We start from the raw sequence: 12,961 nt of genomic DNA, 5'->3' as shown, positions 1-12,961 counted from the left end.
CCTTGCTGGGCCCCCTTCGACGCGGCGGCGTGGAGCGGAGCTGGCCACTGCCGAGCTGTTCCGTGTGGGAGCCGTCGACTGCGATGCCCGCCGAGCCTCCTTCCGCAAGGTCGGCTTTGTTCACGCCGGCTTCGCCGGCGCCGACCTAGAAGACGCCGATCCGAAGGCGCGGACTTGAGCGCGGCCTACTCCGGGTGCGTCCGATCCTCCGGACGTCCCCTTCGCTTGGGGGAGGCACGCTTGTGCGGCTGCCGTCTGGAGACGGCGTCCGGGGTGTGACCGGGCCGGCCGACGCGGACAGACCGGAGCTGCTCAGCCGGGGCCGACCTGGCGACCTGGTCGCGGATTGCAGGCGCGCTCGACGTACCAGGCATTGCTCTGAGCGGCACAGCCACCGCTGACGCTCTGCACGGTGACCCGGAAGGCCGACGTCCCGACGTTGCCGTTTGGCCGGGGGCAGGCCGATCCTGCCGGCCCGGTGGTCAGCGGCTTGTACTGGAGACGGCGACGGCGCTCAGCAGCCCGCGGTCGAAGTCGAGGCGCACTCGTCGGCCGACGGCCCGGAACTCGGCGGCGCGCCCGTCGGATGGGGGCTCGAAGCCCGCGTCTCGTAGGGCGGCCAGGGCCTCGGGCCGGGGGACGGGCGCCAGGCGGGGTGCGGTCGCCACGCGCATCAGACCGGGCCAGCGGACGCCGGTCGGTGGCAGGCGGACCGTGATGCCCACCAGCGTGTCGGCCTCGAAGGTCAGTGAGACGTCACCTGCCGCCACGACGCCGTCCGTCGCGGGAGCGCATGGGACGTCGACCACGGCCAAGGCGTCGATGCGGTGCATGCCCAGCGCCAGTCCGGCCAGTTCGCCCCTTGCCACCAGGCCGACCAGGGCCTGCAGAGTTCGCGGCCACTGCGGGCCGTCTGCCCTTTCGATCGCCTTCCACGGATCAGGCTCGGCGGGCAGAAAACCGGACAGGGAGGTGTCGAACACCGAACGGTCGGCGCCAGGGCGCCAGGCCGCATCGCATTCCTCACACACCCAGAACCGCTCGCCGGTGGCGCGCACCCGGTAGAGGCAGACGCCGCTCTGCCCGCAGTCGGGGCAGACCCCTGGGACGTCCGCCGAGTCCCTGTTCGCCGACTCCATGATCCCCTCGGGCCTACTTGAGTTGTTGGTGGGAAGGCGGTGACCACCTCGTTGCCGTTCCTCGCGACTATACGAATGGACTCCCCCAGGCGGCCGAACCGGTTGCCGGCGGTCGGACAACCCCCTGTCCCGAGTGTGCCATGTGCCGATTTTGGGCCCACGGGCCCTTCACGATCGCCGCTGCCGCTGATCCCCTAAAACAGGCCTGTCGCGTTTTCGTGCTCGGGGGGCGGTTTGCGGGGGATTGCACATGCTGCGTCGGCTCGGCGATAGGGGTGAGGGTTCCCTCTCCTACATCGCGATAGCCCTTCTGGTGGGCGCGATCGCCGCTGCGGTGACGGTGGTGGCGGTCCCCGACTCGGTCACGGCGAACATCAAGGCCGGCGTGTGCGAGATCACCCGCGTTGCGGGCTGCGATCCGGACGGCGGCGGGGACGACCGGGCCAATGCGTCGCCGTCCGCCACGGCGGCCACCACGGCACCGGCGTCGGGGGCGTCGCCCACGCCCTCCACCTCGGGGGGCCTCTCGCCGGAGCAGCAGGAGTACGAGGCGGCTCGGGCCGCCCTGGCCGCCGCCGATCGCGAGTTGAACGGCGCCCAGCGGGAGTGGGACGGCTTCAGCCTGCTGGAGGAGATCGGCAAGCTCGGTCTGGACTTCTTGGCCGGGGACATCGTGAACTGCGTCAAGAAGCCCAACGTCGGCGACTGCCTGTGGGCGCTCGTCGGCGTCGTCCCGTGGGGCAAGATCGGCAAACTGCTGAAGTCGATCCCCAAGGTCATCAAGCTGATCGACCGCTTCCTGGACCTGAAGCGCCGACTGGACAAGGCGCGCAAGGCCCGTCGAGACGCCCGAACCCGGCTGGACAAGGCACTGGAGGCGTGCAAGCGCCAGAACAAGAGGACCGGCAACAGCTTCCTTCCGGGCACGCCGGTGCTGATGGCGGACGGAACCCGAAAACCGATCGAACGCGTCCGGGTCGGCGACATGGTCTGGGCGAGCGACCCCGTGACCGGCCGCAGCGGGCCGCGGCGGGTCGCCGCCCGCATCGTCGGCGACGGGCCGAAGGATCTCGTGGACCTCACCGTCGACCTCGACGGGAGCCTGGGCGGCCCGACCGCCCGCGTCACCGCGACGGCCAACCACCCGTTCTGGGTGACCGGCGTCGACGACTACATCGACGCGGACCACCTGGCCTTCGGCGACGTGCTCGGCACGGCCGGGGGCGGCCGGGCGACGGTCGTCGACTCCTCGCACCGCCGTCGTCACGCGACGGTCTACAACCTCACCGTCGAGGACCTGCACACCTACTTCGTCGGGCTCGGCGGGACGGACGTGCTCGTGCACAACGACCCGACGCCGGGACCGAACGACGCGTGCTCCACGGGCGGGACGCAGCCCGAGGACATGAAGGGGCTGCGGCCGCACGAGATCGATACGATGAACCGGCTGAGGAAGCTCTTCCCGGAGGAGGACTTCAAGCCGACGAACGTCGGCGACGCCGACTACATCGGGAAGAGCGGGAAATTCGATGCGATGGGGCACCCCAACGCATCGAAGTACTGGAGCCGGCAGCGGAACGGCTTCCTCGCCCAGATCGAGCGGCATGCGCAGAAGAGCGATTACGCGGTCGTCGACCTCACGGGCTTCCAGAACGCGCACATCCAGGAGGTCATGAACTACATCAAGACGCTGAGCCCCGAACTGCAGCGCAAGATCATCGTGATCAACGACACTCAGATCCTGAACTGACCTCCCATGAGCGCTACGACGACGATCGAGTACGGCGACCGCTGGTTCTGGTCGTACGACCTGGCCCGCTCGGTGCTGCTGGCCGAGGTCATCATGACGGTCCGCGGCACGGCCGGGGCGGAACCCGACCCCTGGACCGACGAGGTACTCGACGAGCTGACGGCCTGCGCGGAGGTCAGCGACTTCGCGCTCTCCATCGACCCGGCCTGGGGGCAGCAGCGGCTCGGCACGTTCACCGGATGGCTGGAACAGGCGAATCGCAGCCTGGGAACGCGTGCGGCGGTGGAGCCGAAAGAGGCCGCACACTGGCCGCTCGAAGACTTCGAATGGAGGGGAACGGACGCCGTCCCGACCGCGTCCGTGATCTCACTGGGGACAGCGGTGATCCAGTTGATCCGGGGCACCCTTCCCGCGGAACCTCCGGGCAAGGTCTGGTGCTACGGTTTCGCGCCCGAGCCCACTCTTCTCCCTCATGGGACCACCTGAGGTGAGGCGTACGGAGGCCGCGGGGCCGCATGATGAGTCGACCGATGGAAACCTTGCGGCGATCGCGGCACTCCAGGTGAGAGGGTGGCGGTTGGACCGCGCATGGTCCTCGACCTGATCCGCGACAGGCGGACCCGGCTCCGAACCACAACACCGGGTCGGCCACAACATTGCGTCCTCAGCTCCGAGGGCACGGGCATGAGCCGCGACGAGGCTATGAAGGGACTCCGGCGGTATCTCGGTCAGCCGCACGCCGACCAAAGGAGCTTTCGGTTCTTCGGGGACGGCTGGGAGATCAACTGTGCTCCGTCTCCCGAGCAGGGCGGGCAGATGTGGTGCACGTGACCGTCCTGAGCCGCGTCGCAGATTGGCGAGGATGATGAGGCCATGTCACGGCATGCTTTCGTGCTCGTCGGTGGACCGGATGTCGCCTTGGATGACCTGGCGGCATTCGGCGAGCGGGTTCTGGGAGGGACCTTCGTCCAGGACGGTGACGGAACGCTCGTGTTGGTGATGCGCGGTGGTGCCGTGGCGGTGAACCTGAACCGGCACATGATCACAGATGACCCCGAGGACGACGACGACTTCCCGTCCTTCGAGGCGCATCCCTACTGGTTCAGGGTCCGCGACCTGGACAAGAACCACGGTCGCCAGATGGAGATCGCACGGGACATCTTCTTCGCCGTCGTGGACGAGGCGCGGTGGCGGGTGTTCGTAAGCGATGATCTTCAGATGGTCGAAGCCGCCTACACGCCCGAGGACGGCCTCATCGACTACGCCTGATGACCCGCTGTGCCGGAAGAGCCGGTTCGGCGCCGGGCGGATGCGTCGCCGTCGGCCGCGGCCTCCACCCCGGAGGGGCGGGAGCAAGGGGCTGCCCCGAGCGCCCTGGCCGTCGTCGGGCGCGAACTCCCAGCGGGGTGGGACGTCCATGACCTGGCGGAGGAGAGGCAGGCTCGGCTTGGACTTCCCGGCCGGGGGCGTCAGCCGCTGCGTCCGGGGCATGGGAACCTTGAACCGATCTCCCATGAGCGCTACGACGACGATCGAGTACGGCGACCGCTCATTCTGGTCGTACGATCTGGCCCGCTCGGTCCTGCTGGCCGAGGTCATCATGGCGGCCCGCGGCACGACCGGGCCGGAACCCGACCGCTGGGCGGACGGAGTACTCGACGATCTGGCGGCCTGTGCGCAGATCAGTGATTTCGCGCTCGCCATCGACCCGGCATGGGGGCGGCAGCGGCTCCGTACGTTCACGGGATGGCTGGAACAGGCGAACCGCAGCCTTGGAACGCGTGCGGCGGTGGGGCCGGAAGAAGCCGCGCACTGGCCGCTCGAACATTTCGAATGGAGGGGAGCGGACGCCGTCCCGACCGCGTCCGTGATTTCACTGGGGTCGGCGGTGATTCGGTTGATCCGGGGAACCCTTCTTGCGGAGCCTCCAGGCAAGGTCTGGTGCTACGGTCTCGCGTCCGAACCCGCTCTTCTCCCTCGTTGAACCCCCTTGGATGAAGCGCATGGGGGCCGTCCGCGCGGACCTTCGCGGGTGCGCCTGTGGACCCCGCGAACGTCCCATCGCGCTCGGGGAGGCATGCCGGTCCGGCTGCCGTCTGGAGGGGGTGTCCGGGGTCGTGACCGGACCGGCCTACGTCGGTGCCGACATGACCGACCTGCTCGACGGGGCCGACCTGGCGGTGTGGCCGGGGGATGTGGGCGCGCCCGATGTCGAGGCGGCCTCGCTCTGAGCGGTAGAGCCTCCGCTGGCATCCTGCACGGTGGCTGGAAGACCGGCGTCCTTTGACGATGCCGTCGGGGCGGCGGCGGGGCGACCCCACCGGTCCGGTGGTCAGCTGCGTGCGACGGAGGCGGAGACGGCGCTCAGCAGATCCTGGTCGAATTCGAGGCGTATCCGTCGTCCGACGGCCTGGAATTCGGCGGTGCGGTCGTCGGGCGAGGTGTCGGGCAGGGGCTTGACGTTCACGTCTTGCAGGGCTTTCAGGGCTTCGGACCGGGGGGCGGGCGTCAAGCGGGGAGAGGATGACAGGGACATCAGTCCGGGCCAGCGGATGCCGGTCAGCGGCAGGCGGACCGCGATTCCCACCAGCCTGTCGGCCTCGAAGGTCAGCGAAACGTCACCTGCCGTCACGACCCGGTCGGACGCCGGGGCGTGCGGGGCGTCGACCACGGTCAAGGCGTCCGTGCGGTGCATGCCCAGCCACAGCCCGGACAGTTCGCCGTTCGCCGCCAGGTCGATCAGGGCCTGCTGGGGGTGGACCTGCCGCGGGCCGTCCGCCCTTTCGATCGCCTTCCACGGGTTGGGCTCGTCGGGCAGCAAGGCGGACAGGTCGGTGTCGAACTTCGAGCGGTCGGCGCCAGGGCGCCAGGCCGCATCGCATTCCTCGCACACCCAGAACCGCTCGCCGGTGGCGCGCACCCGGTAGAGGCGGACGCCGCTCTGCCCGCAGTCGGGGCAGAGCCCTGGGACGTCCGCCGAGTCCCTGTTCGCCGACTCCATGATCCCCTCGGGCGTACTAAAGGTGTTTGGTCTGCTGCGGGAAGGCGGTGATCACCTCGTTGCCGTTCTCCACAACTATACGGATGTACTTCTCTCCCTGCGTTCCCACGGTCCGGCCCATGGGGATGATGTACACCTGCCTGTTGCCCCGCCGGATCGGGTCGACGGTGTGCCGCTTGGCCCATGCCTCGTCGACGTACTCGAGCGGGCTTTTGTCGGACTTGAAGACCGAGTGCACCGCCTTTTGGTAGTTCTCCCGCCCGTGTTCGAGCACGTGAAGGATCCGGTGTCCGTCCTTTGAGCCCTCGCCGTAAACCAGGCCGTTGGGCGACCGGTACCGGTTGCCGGGGCCGGGCAGCTTGCTGAGGGCGAAGCACGCGGGTGCCTCATTGTGCACCAGCACCGCCGAGCCGCCGGTTCGGACGTAGAACGTGTGCAGGTTCCCGACTGTGATGTCGTACACCCGCGGGTGGCCGTGGACGCGCGCGGTGCGCAGCACCCGAAGCTTCTCACCGCCCGGAGTGCGCAGTGTGGACGCGCTGGTCAGTTCGTCCGCGCGCACCCAGCGGGACGCGGAGGCGTCCCAGAACCGGTGGTGCTCGGTCGCGGTGAGGGCGCCCGTCCGCTGCCCGCGGTCGCCGTCGACGTCGACCGTGACTCGCACGAGGTGCTCGTAGTTGTGGCCGCTGAAGGCGGCGGTGACCGTCTCGGCGCGGAGGCGGCCGGTCGCCGGATCACCCGCCAGGACCCGGTCGCCGGGTCTCAGCCGTTCTATGGCGCGGACCGTTCCGTCCGCGGTGAGGACGCCCGTGCCGGCGACGAAGCTGTTCTGCGTGCAGGCCTTGGCCAGCGCGGTTCGGATGCGGCTGTCGAGAAGGTCGTCGAGATGGCTGCGGGCGGCGGTGCGGGCGCTGCGGGCCCGGTCAAGGGCCCTCCTGACGCCGATGAATCGGTCGATCAGCCGGGCGATCTTCGGTATCGACCGCAGGACCTTGCCGAGTTTGCTCAACGGGACGATGCTGACGAGCGCCCACAGGCAGTCGGTGATGTTGGGGTCGCGGACGCAGTTGATGATGTCCCCGGCCAGGAAGTCCAGGCCGAGTTTGCCGATTTCTGTCAGCAGGTCGAAGGCGTCCCAGTCGCTTTGGGCGTTCCGCAGGTCCTGCTCGGCCCGGGCGAGGGCGTCCTGGGCGGCCTGCAGTTCTTGGTCGACCGGCTCGTCAGTGCCGGTGGGACCGGGCGTGCTGCTGGGAGTGCCGCTGGGCCGGGGTGTCGTCGTACCGCCCCCTGGGGTCGACGTCGGTTGTCCGTCGGCCGCCGTGGACTTCGGGTCGCAACGCTCACCCACGACGCGGCACACCCCGGCCTTGATGTTGGCCACCACCGTGTCGGGGAGCGCCACCGCCGTCGCCGCGGCCACGATCGAGGCGATCAGGAGGGTGACGGCGATGTATGACAGTGGGCCCTCGCCTTTGTCACGAGGTCGTCGAACCCATTGCCGCATTACACCTCCTTGGTGCCCCCTTCACCTGGTGTTTAGGCAAGAGCTCGATTCAAGCATTGATCGCGTGGGACGGCACGGGCCCCTGGACCCAAAACCGGTTCTAACCTCGACGAGTGCTCCCGGTCACCACACCCGCGGCCCGCAACCAGGCCATCGGGTCGGCCAGAGCCTGGAAGGTTCGCGGCCGCCGCGGGCCGTCCGCTTTTTCGACCACCTCGGTGTGCTGCTGGGACGATGCCGCGGCGACGTAATCGAGCACGCTCTTGAACACTGAGTGCACAAGCTTGGCCACTGGCGACCGATACCGGTTGTCGTGACTGGGCACTCCTGTCCGGAATGTGTCATGTGCTGATTTTGGGGCCACGGGCCCTACGCGATCGCCGCTACCGTTGATCGACTGCAAACGAGATCCGTTGCGGTTTCGTGTTCGGGGTACGGCTCGCGGGGATCTGCGCATGCTGCGTCGGCTCGGCGATACAGGTGAGGGTTCGCTCTCCTACATCGCGGTCGCCCTTCTGGTGGGGGCGATCGCGGCCGCGGTGACGGTGGTGGCGATCCCTGATTCGGTCGTGGCGAACATCAAGGCCGGTGTGTGCGAGATCACCCGTGTTGCGGGCTGCGATCCGGACGGCGGCGGCAACAACAACGACCGGGCCGGTGCGTCGCCGTCCACTACGGCGGCCGCCACGGCGTCTGCCACGGCGTCAGCGTCGGGGGCGTCGCCCACGCCCACCGCCTCGGGGGGCCTTTCGCCGGAGGAGCAGGAGTACGAGGCGGCCCGAAGCGCCCTGGCCGCCGCCGAGCAAGAACTGAACGCTGCCCAGCGGGAGTGAGACGGCTTCGACCTGCTGACAGAGAACGGCAAGCTCGGTCTGGACTTCCTGGCCGGGGACATCATCAACTGCGTCCGCGCCCCCAACATCGGCGACTGCCTGTGGGCGCTCGTCGGCGTCGTCCCGTGGGGCAAGATCGGCAAGCTGCTGAAGTCGATCCCCAAGGTCATCAAGCTGGTCGACCGCTTCCTGGAGCTGAAACGCCGGCTGGACAAGGCGCGCGACGCCCGCCGGAAGGCCCGGGGGCGGCTGGACGAGGCCGAGGAGGCGTGCGAGCGCATGCTGCGCGACCGTCCGGGCAACAGCTTCGCGCCGGGCACCCAAGTGCTGATGGCCGACGGGACACGCAAACCCATCGAGAAAATCAGGGTCGGCGACCGGGTGTGGGCCGCCGATCCGCGCACCGGACGCAACGGGCTGCGCCGCGTCACCGACCGGATCGTCGGCTCCGGGACCAAGCAGCTGGTCGACCTCACCATCGACCGCGACGGCGTGCTGGGCGGCGCGACGGCCCGGCTGACCGCGACGGCGAACCACCGCTTCTGGAGCGCGGGCAACCGCGACTGGCTCGACGCCCGAGAGCTCGCCTTCGGCGACCTGCTGACCATGCCGGACGGCAGCCGGGCGATGGTGGTGGACGCGCGTCGCTACCGGCGGACCCTGCGCGTCTACAACCTGACCGTGGACGACATCCACACCTACTACGTCGCCGCGGGCGGCGCCGACCTCCTCACGCACAACTGCCGCGACCTGGACCGGCATGAGCAACCGCCGACGCCCACCCCCGACCCGCTGCGCCTCGGGCACACCCTGAGCGACCACGTCAACGCCACCGACCAGCTGCTGGCGCACGCCCAGGACCCCAAGAACAAGTCCAAAATGGCGAGCCGGTGGGTCGACCGCCAGACCGTCGAACAGGTCATCGACTACGCGCTGGCCGATCCCGGCAACCAGCGGAAGATTCAGACCTGGCTGCGGCAAGGCGCCGGCGGCGACCCGCGGCTGCCCCTGAGCGGGCAGTTCGGGCCGCGGGGCAGTGCGTCGCTCGGTGTGGTCGTGTTCTACGACGGGCGTAAGGTGGCTGCCAGCAACAAGTACACGATCGTCCTGCAGCGCGCGCCCGGGCACAAACTCGGCTACTACATCTACACGGCCTATCCCGAGCCGTGACCCGTATCGGGCGCGGTTCGTAGATGACGAGCGAGGGGCGAAGACGTGGAGGACAGGTCCGACGACTTCGGGGTGACCCGCCTCGCGGCGGGGTGGTTCGTCCAATGCTGGTGGGCCCACTACGCCTCGGCGGACGAACTGCTGCAGGACGTCGCGCGGGTCGCGCCGCCCGAGGTCCTGCAGCAGCACATCCGCGACGCGTCGTCGCTGGTGGCATCGCCGCTCACGGGTGAGCAGCTGGCGGCGCTGTGGACGTCGGCCGCCAGCGGGTACCACGCGCCGTCGGTCGACGGCCTGGACGGGCGGCAGTGGTTCGCCCGGATGGTCGAGGTCTTCGCGCCCGCCGTGCCGGACGCGGCGGCGTTCGACGCCGAGGCGGCCCGGGACCTGCGGCCCGAGGTGGTGGCGGGCGTGGTCGCCATCGTCCGCACGTTGTCGGTGAGCCGGGATTTCGGGGACGTCCTCCTCGGTGAACGGTTCCTGCGCGGGGCGCTCGTCGAGCTGGCGGAGGGCGGCTTCCCCGAACTGGCGTTGCGGTTCTACCTCCGCCTCGCCATCGTGCATCTCAGCCCCGTGTCGCATTCGCTGTACGAGGACATCAAGCGCGTGGGCGCCGCGTTCGGCTACGGTCCGTTCATCATCGAACGCCTCGAAAGGGTCATCGAGATCGGCGCCGAGTGAAGCGCCGGGTCAGGTGCCGATGGTGTGGACCTTGTCGGCGGGCGGGGCCTGGACGCTGACCGGTTCGCCCCACTGCCGGTAGCGGATGTCCTGCGTCGAGCCGAGGCCGCGGTCGGTTGTGACGTCGACCCGGAAGCGGCGCGGCAGGCCCTTGTCGTCCACCCACAGCGTCCAGGGCACCTCGTCGCCGCCGAGCTGGGCGACGGCCTTGAAGGCGGTGTCGGTCTTGGCGAGCTCGGCGGTCGGCGTGCGGCCCGAGTAGCGGCGGGTGGGCACCCCGTCCACGGTCTCGGTCGCGGCGGCCTTGTCGAACCGTCCGGCGCGCACCAGCTGCAGGCCGCTGTCGACGGAGATCTGCGCCAGGCCGGTGTCGACCGAGTCGAGGATCCCGGTGAGGATCTTGGAGAACGGCGCCAGTTCGGGGTTGCGCAGGTCCTGCCGGGACAGCCGCACCCACGGCTTGCCCGGCGCCTGCTCCTCGCCGTCGACGCGGGTGTAGACGGTGCCGCCCGCCACCACGGCCTCGGTGGTGGAGTCCTGGTCGACGATGGTCATCTGGGCCTGCGGCGGCTCGGCGCCGATCCGCACCTGCGCGCTGATCTTCTCCTGCTGCCGCGCGCCGCCGTTCTCGGTGCCGCTGGAGACCACGTCGGCGCGGACCGTCCCGGCCGTGCGCACCTGGCGGGCGATGGTGTCGATGAGCGGGCCCGGCTGATCGGGCAGGGTGACCTGGCGCAGTGAGGCGGCCGGGACCGGGGCGGGCAGCGCCGCCTGGCTCGCCTTGGAGGCGCCGTCGCCCTTCGGCTTCTCGTCGTCCGAGCACGCCGCCGCCATGCCGACGACGGCACCGACTGCAAGGGCGGTCGCGAGGAGCCTCATGGTGAGAAGACTATGAGCTGGTGTCGCCTTACGGCACGTTCAACCGATTCTTTGGGGCCCGATTTGGGCCCTCGGACCCGTGCGCCGTGCCGAGTGCGGCGTCCGGACGCCGCCGCGCCGCGGCGGAGCGCCCGGCCGGAGCGCCGCCGCCGACCCGGCGGCGGGCGTCTGTGTGACCGCCGGCACATGGGCGCCGCCGGTCCGCGGAAATCGCTTGAAATGTCAATGACTGTGGTGAAGGCGGAGATGAAGTGGCAATTCATCGCGGTGGCCGGGCATTGCACCGTGTCGATCTCCCGGCGGGCGGCGGGCGGGGAGGGTGAACGTGCCTCCCGGCGGTACGGGTGCGCGCTGGTCGGAGTCGAAGGCTTCTGCGCAGGAAGGCGGAGTCGGCGGTGCGCCCCGTCGTATGCCTGCGGGGCTCTTCCGCGTTGCCGGTGCCCCCGGCGGTAAGACCGTCGTTACGAAAGTTCGCTTTAGCGTTACATACTTACGCTTGAGATCGTCTTCAGTTGACCGCTAACGTCGTCTGCGTTTTGCCGAAGGGAGGGTCCGCATCCGTGGCTTGACGGGGGCATGGGGGACAGGTGTCCGCGCGCAGGATCCGGCGGGGCCGACGAGGCCCGGCCGCGACCGGCGTCCGGCGGCGCACCGCTCCCGGTGTGCGCGGCGACGCGGGCGAACGACGATTGCCTCTAGCGTCGGGCAGGATTGTTGTCAAGGACCCTTGGGTCCCATGTCGGGACCGATCGGCGACATCGGGGTGGAAGGTCTGGACGTGATCTCCAGAGGCGATCCCAGGAGATCCTGACACGGAGCCCCGGCATGCTCGATCCTCACCGCGAACCCGATCAGCGCGGCGCGCATCTTACAGCGGTGGACCGATGCCGCCGGCGGCGCCCCCATCGCGGAGAAAGCGCCTTGAGTTGTTATCAACCGGCTGGTTACCGTCAACGGGATCCGCATAACAGAAGCCACGGTCAGCCGTCAATACGACGTCGGGTGGACGGAGGAGCGACGCAGTGAGGCTCGTGAACCATCTGGGGTCGCCATGACAGCGGTCGTGCTGCTCGGGGACGTGCCGAGCACCCAGGTCATCCAGGGCGTCAGCGCCGCTCGCCTGCCCGTGGCCGACACGCCCGAGGGCCTGCTGGCCTTCGTCGACCAGGTGACGCATCTGCTGAGCCGCAGCGGCGCCGTCGTGGCCGTCTACCCGGCCGCCGAACAGCCCGCGATCGGCCGGATCCTGCGGATGGCGCGCGGGCTGCTGCGGACCGACCGCATCGCGGGCGTGCCGCTGGAGCTGCCCCCGCTGGCCCTGTCCCTGATCGCCGACCAGCTCGCCTTCGTCGCGCGCTACGTCAGCCCCGGCATCGTGGCGAGCATCGCCACGCCGCTGACCCAGCGCATCGTCGCCGGCGCGTGGGTGAACAGCGTGACCAAGTTGGAACGGGTCAAGACGGGGATCGGCAAGCACGTCACCTCTTACTTGCCCGGCAGCGGGTTCATGGTGACCGCCGCGCCGACCCCGGGAGTGCACCGGGTCACCTCGTCCAAGCCGGTCTCCGAACTTCCCCACCGGCCGGTCGACCCGGTGCTGCTGCTGGCCGCGCGCGGCAACGGCGACATGGACTGGCTGCGCGAGCGGCTGCAGCCCGCGCTGGGCGTGTCCCGCCTGATGCTCGTCCAGGAGCAGCCCCGCAGCGCCGCGTACTGGGGCACCAAGAAGTACGTCGAGTTCGTCGCCTTCAGCGGCCATCCGCAGGAGCTGCCGGGCCTGCTGCGCTCCCAGCCGTGCGTCCCGTGCCGGTGGTGCGGCGAGATGGTGATGTTCGGCACGTGCCCGTTCTGCGGCATGGTCAAGCCCGAGACCGCGGCCGAGGCCGGCCCGCCCCAGGCGCCGCAACCGCCGCAACCGCCGCAACCTCCGGGCGGTGCCCGACCGGCACCGGCGCAGCCCGCCCCGGGGCGGCCCGGCACGCCGGCCCCCGGCGCGACGCCGCC

Annotated in this window: 13 protein-coding genes; 8 read left to right on the top strand and 5 right to left on the bottom strand. The window is 69.9% G+C overall.

The window, feature by feature from the left end:
• Positions 1–482: 482 nt before the first annotated feature.
• Entirely contained in the window at positions 483–1,139 is a 657-nt protein-coding gene (locus ABD879_RS20015) for a hypothetical protein (protein ID WP_345023015.1), read from the bottom strand.
• A gap of 250 nt (positions 1,140–1,389) precedes the next feature.
• On the opposite strand from ABD879_RS20015, the gene ABD879_RS20010 reads away from it, so the two are divergent.
• The 4 genes from ABD879_RS20010 to ABD879_RS19995 all read left to right on the top strand — a co-directional run bounded on the left by ABD879_RS20010 (position 1,390) and on the right by ABD879_RS19995 (position 4,873).
• Complete coding sequence (locus ABD879_RS20010; RefSeq protein ID WP_345023014.1) at positions 1,390–2,889, top strand: polymorphic toxin-type HINT domain-containing protein; 1,500 nt, start codon at positions 1,390–1,392, stop codon at positions 2,887–2,889.
• A 6-nt stretch (positions 2,890–2,895) separates the two neighbouring features.
• A complete protein-coding gene (locus tag ABD879_RS20005; RefSeq protein ID WP_345023013.1) occupies positions 2,896–3,375 on the top strand; it encodes a hypothetical protein in 480 nt (159 codons plus the stop codon).
• A gap of 387 nt (positions 3,376–3,762) precedes the next feature.
• Positions 3,763–4,158 carry a hypothetical protein gene (locus tag ABD879_RS20000; RefSeq protein WP_345023012.1) on the top strand — a complete coding sequence of 132 codons (396 nt, stop codon included), beginning with the start codon at positions 3,763–3,765 and terminating at the stop codon, positions 4,156–4,158.
• Between the two features lie 244 nt (positions 4,159–4,402).
• Positions 4,403–4,873, top strand: coding sequence for a hypothetical protein (locus ABD879_RS19995; protein WP_345023011.1), 471 nt, complete (start codon positions 4,403–4,405; stop codon positions 4,871–4,873).
• A gap of 348 nt (positions 4,874–5,221) precedes the next feature.
• Here the strand turns inward: ABD879_RS19995 and ABD879_RS19990 are convergent, their stop codons facing one another.
• From ABD879_RS19990 to ABD879_RS19980, 3 genes are all read right to left on the bottom strand, one after another.
• Positions 5,222–5,890: a hypothetical protein gene (locus tag ABD879_RS19990; protein WP_345023010.1), complete on the bottom strand. Its 669-nt coding sequence runs from the start codon at positions 5,888–5,890 to the stop codon at positions 5,222–5,224.
• A 16-nt stretch (positions 5,891–5,906) separates the two neighbouring features.
• Positions 5,907–7,310 carry a polymorphic toxin-type HINT domain-containing protein gene (locus ABD879_RS19985; RefSeq protein ID WP_345023009.1) on the bottom strand — a complete coding sequence of 468 codons (1,404 nt, stop codon included), beginning with the start codon at positions 7,308–7,310 and terminating at the stop codon, positions 5,907–5,909.
• A gap of 184 nt (positions 7,311–7,494) precedes the next feature.
• Positions 7,495–7,665: a hypothetical protein gene (locus ABD879_RS19980; RefSeq protein ID WP_345023008.1), complete on the bottom strand. Its 171-nt coding sequence runs from the start codon at positions 7,663–7,665 to the stop codon at positions 7,495–7,497.
• 184 nt (positions 7,666–7,849) lie between these two features.
• Here ABD879_RS19980 and ABD879_RS19975 point away from each other — a divergent pair, with 184 nt between their 5' ends.
• The 3 genes from ABD879_RS19975 (at position 7,850) to ABD879_RS19965 (ending at position 10,078) form a co-directional block, all read left to right on the top strand.
• Complete coding sequence (locus tag ABD879_RS19975; RefSeq protein WP_345023007.1) at positions 7,850–8,227, top strand: hypothetical protein; 378 nt, start codon at positions 7,850–7,852, stop codon at positions 8,225–8,227.
• A gap of 279 nt (positions 8,228–8,506) precedes the next feature.
• On the top strand, positions 8,507–9,397 hold the full coding sequence (locus tag ABD879_RS19970; RefSeq protein WP_345023006.1) for a polymorphic toxin-type HINT domain-containing protein: 891 nt from the start codon (positions 8,507–8,509) through the stop codon (positions 9,395–9,397).
• A 45-nt stretch (positions 9,398–9,442) separates the two neighbouring features.
• Positions 9,443–10,078 (top strand): contact-dependent growth inhibition system immunity protein, encoded by a 636-nt coding sequence (locus ABD879_RS19965; RefSeq protein WP_345023005.1) that lies wholly within the window; start codon positions 9,443–9,445, stop codon positions 10,076–10,078.
• A gap of 9 nt (positions 10,079–10,087) precedes the next feature.
• Here the strand turns inward: ABD879_RS19965 and ABD879_RS19960 are convergent, their stop codons facing one another.
• Positions 10,088–10,957 (bottom strand): SCO4651 family lipoprotein, encoded by an 870-nt coding sequence (locus tag ABD879_RS19960; RefSeq protein WP_345023004.1) that lies wholly within the window; start codon positions 10,955–10,957, stop codon positions 10,088–10,090.
• Positions 10,958–12,008: 1,051 nt separating this feature from the next.
• Between ABD879_RS19960 and ABD879_RS19955 the strand changes: the two genes are divergently transcribed.
• The coding region (locus tag ABD879_RS19955) for a hypothetical protein (RefSeq protein ID WP_345023002.1) at positions 12,009–12,961 on the top strand (953 nt) is incomplete at its 3' end.

Origin of the sequence: Actinomadura keratinilytica, from assembly GCF_039539665.1 — a bacterium.
GTDB classification, from domain to species: domain Bacteria; phylum Actinomycetota; class Actinomycetes; order Streptosporangiales; family Streptosporangiaceae; genus Spirillospora; species Spirillospora keratinilytica.
This window is presented reverse-complemented; position numbering and strand designations above follow the sequence as displayed.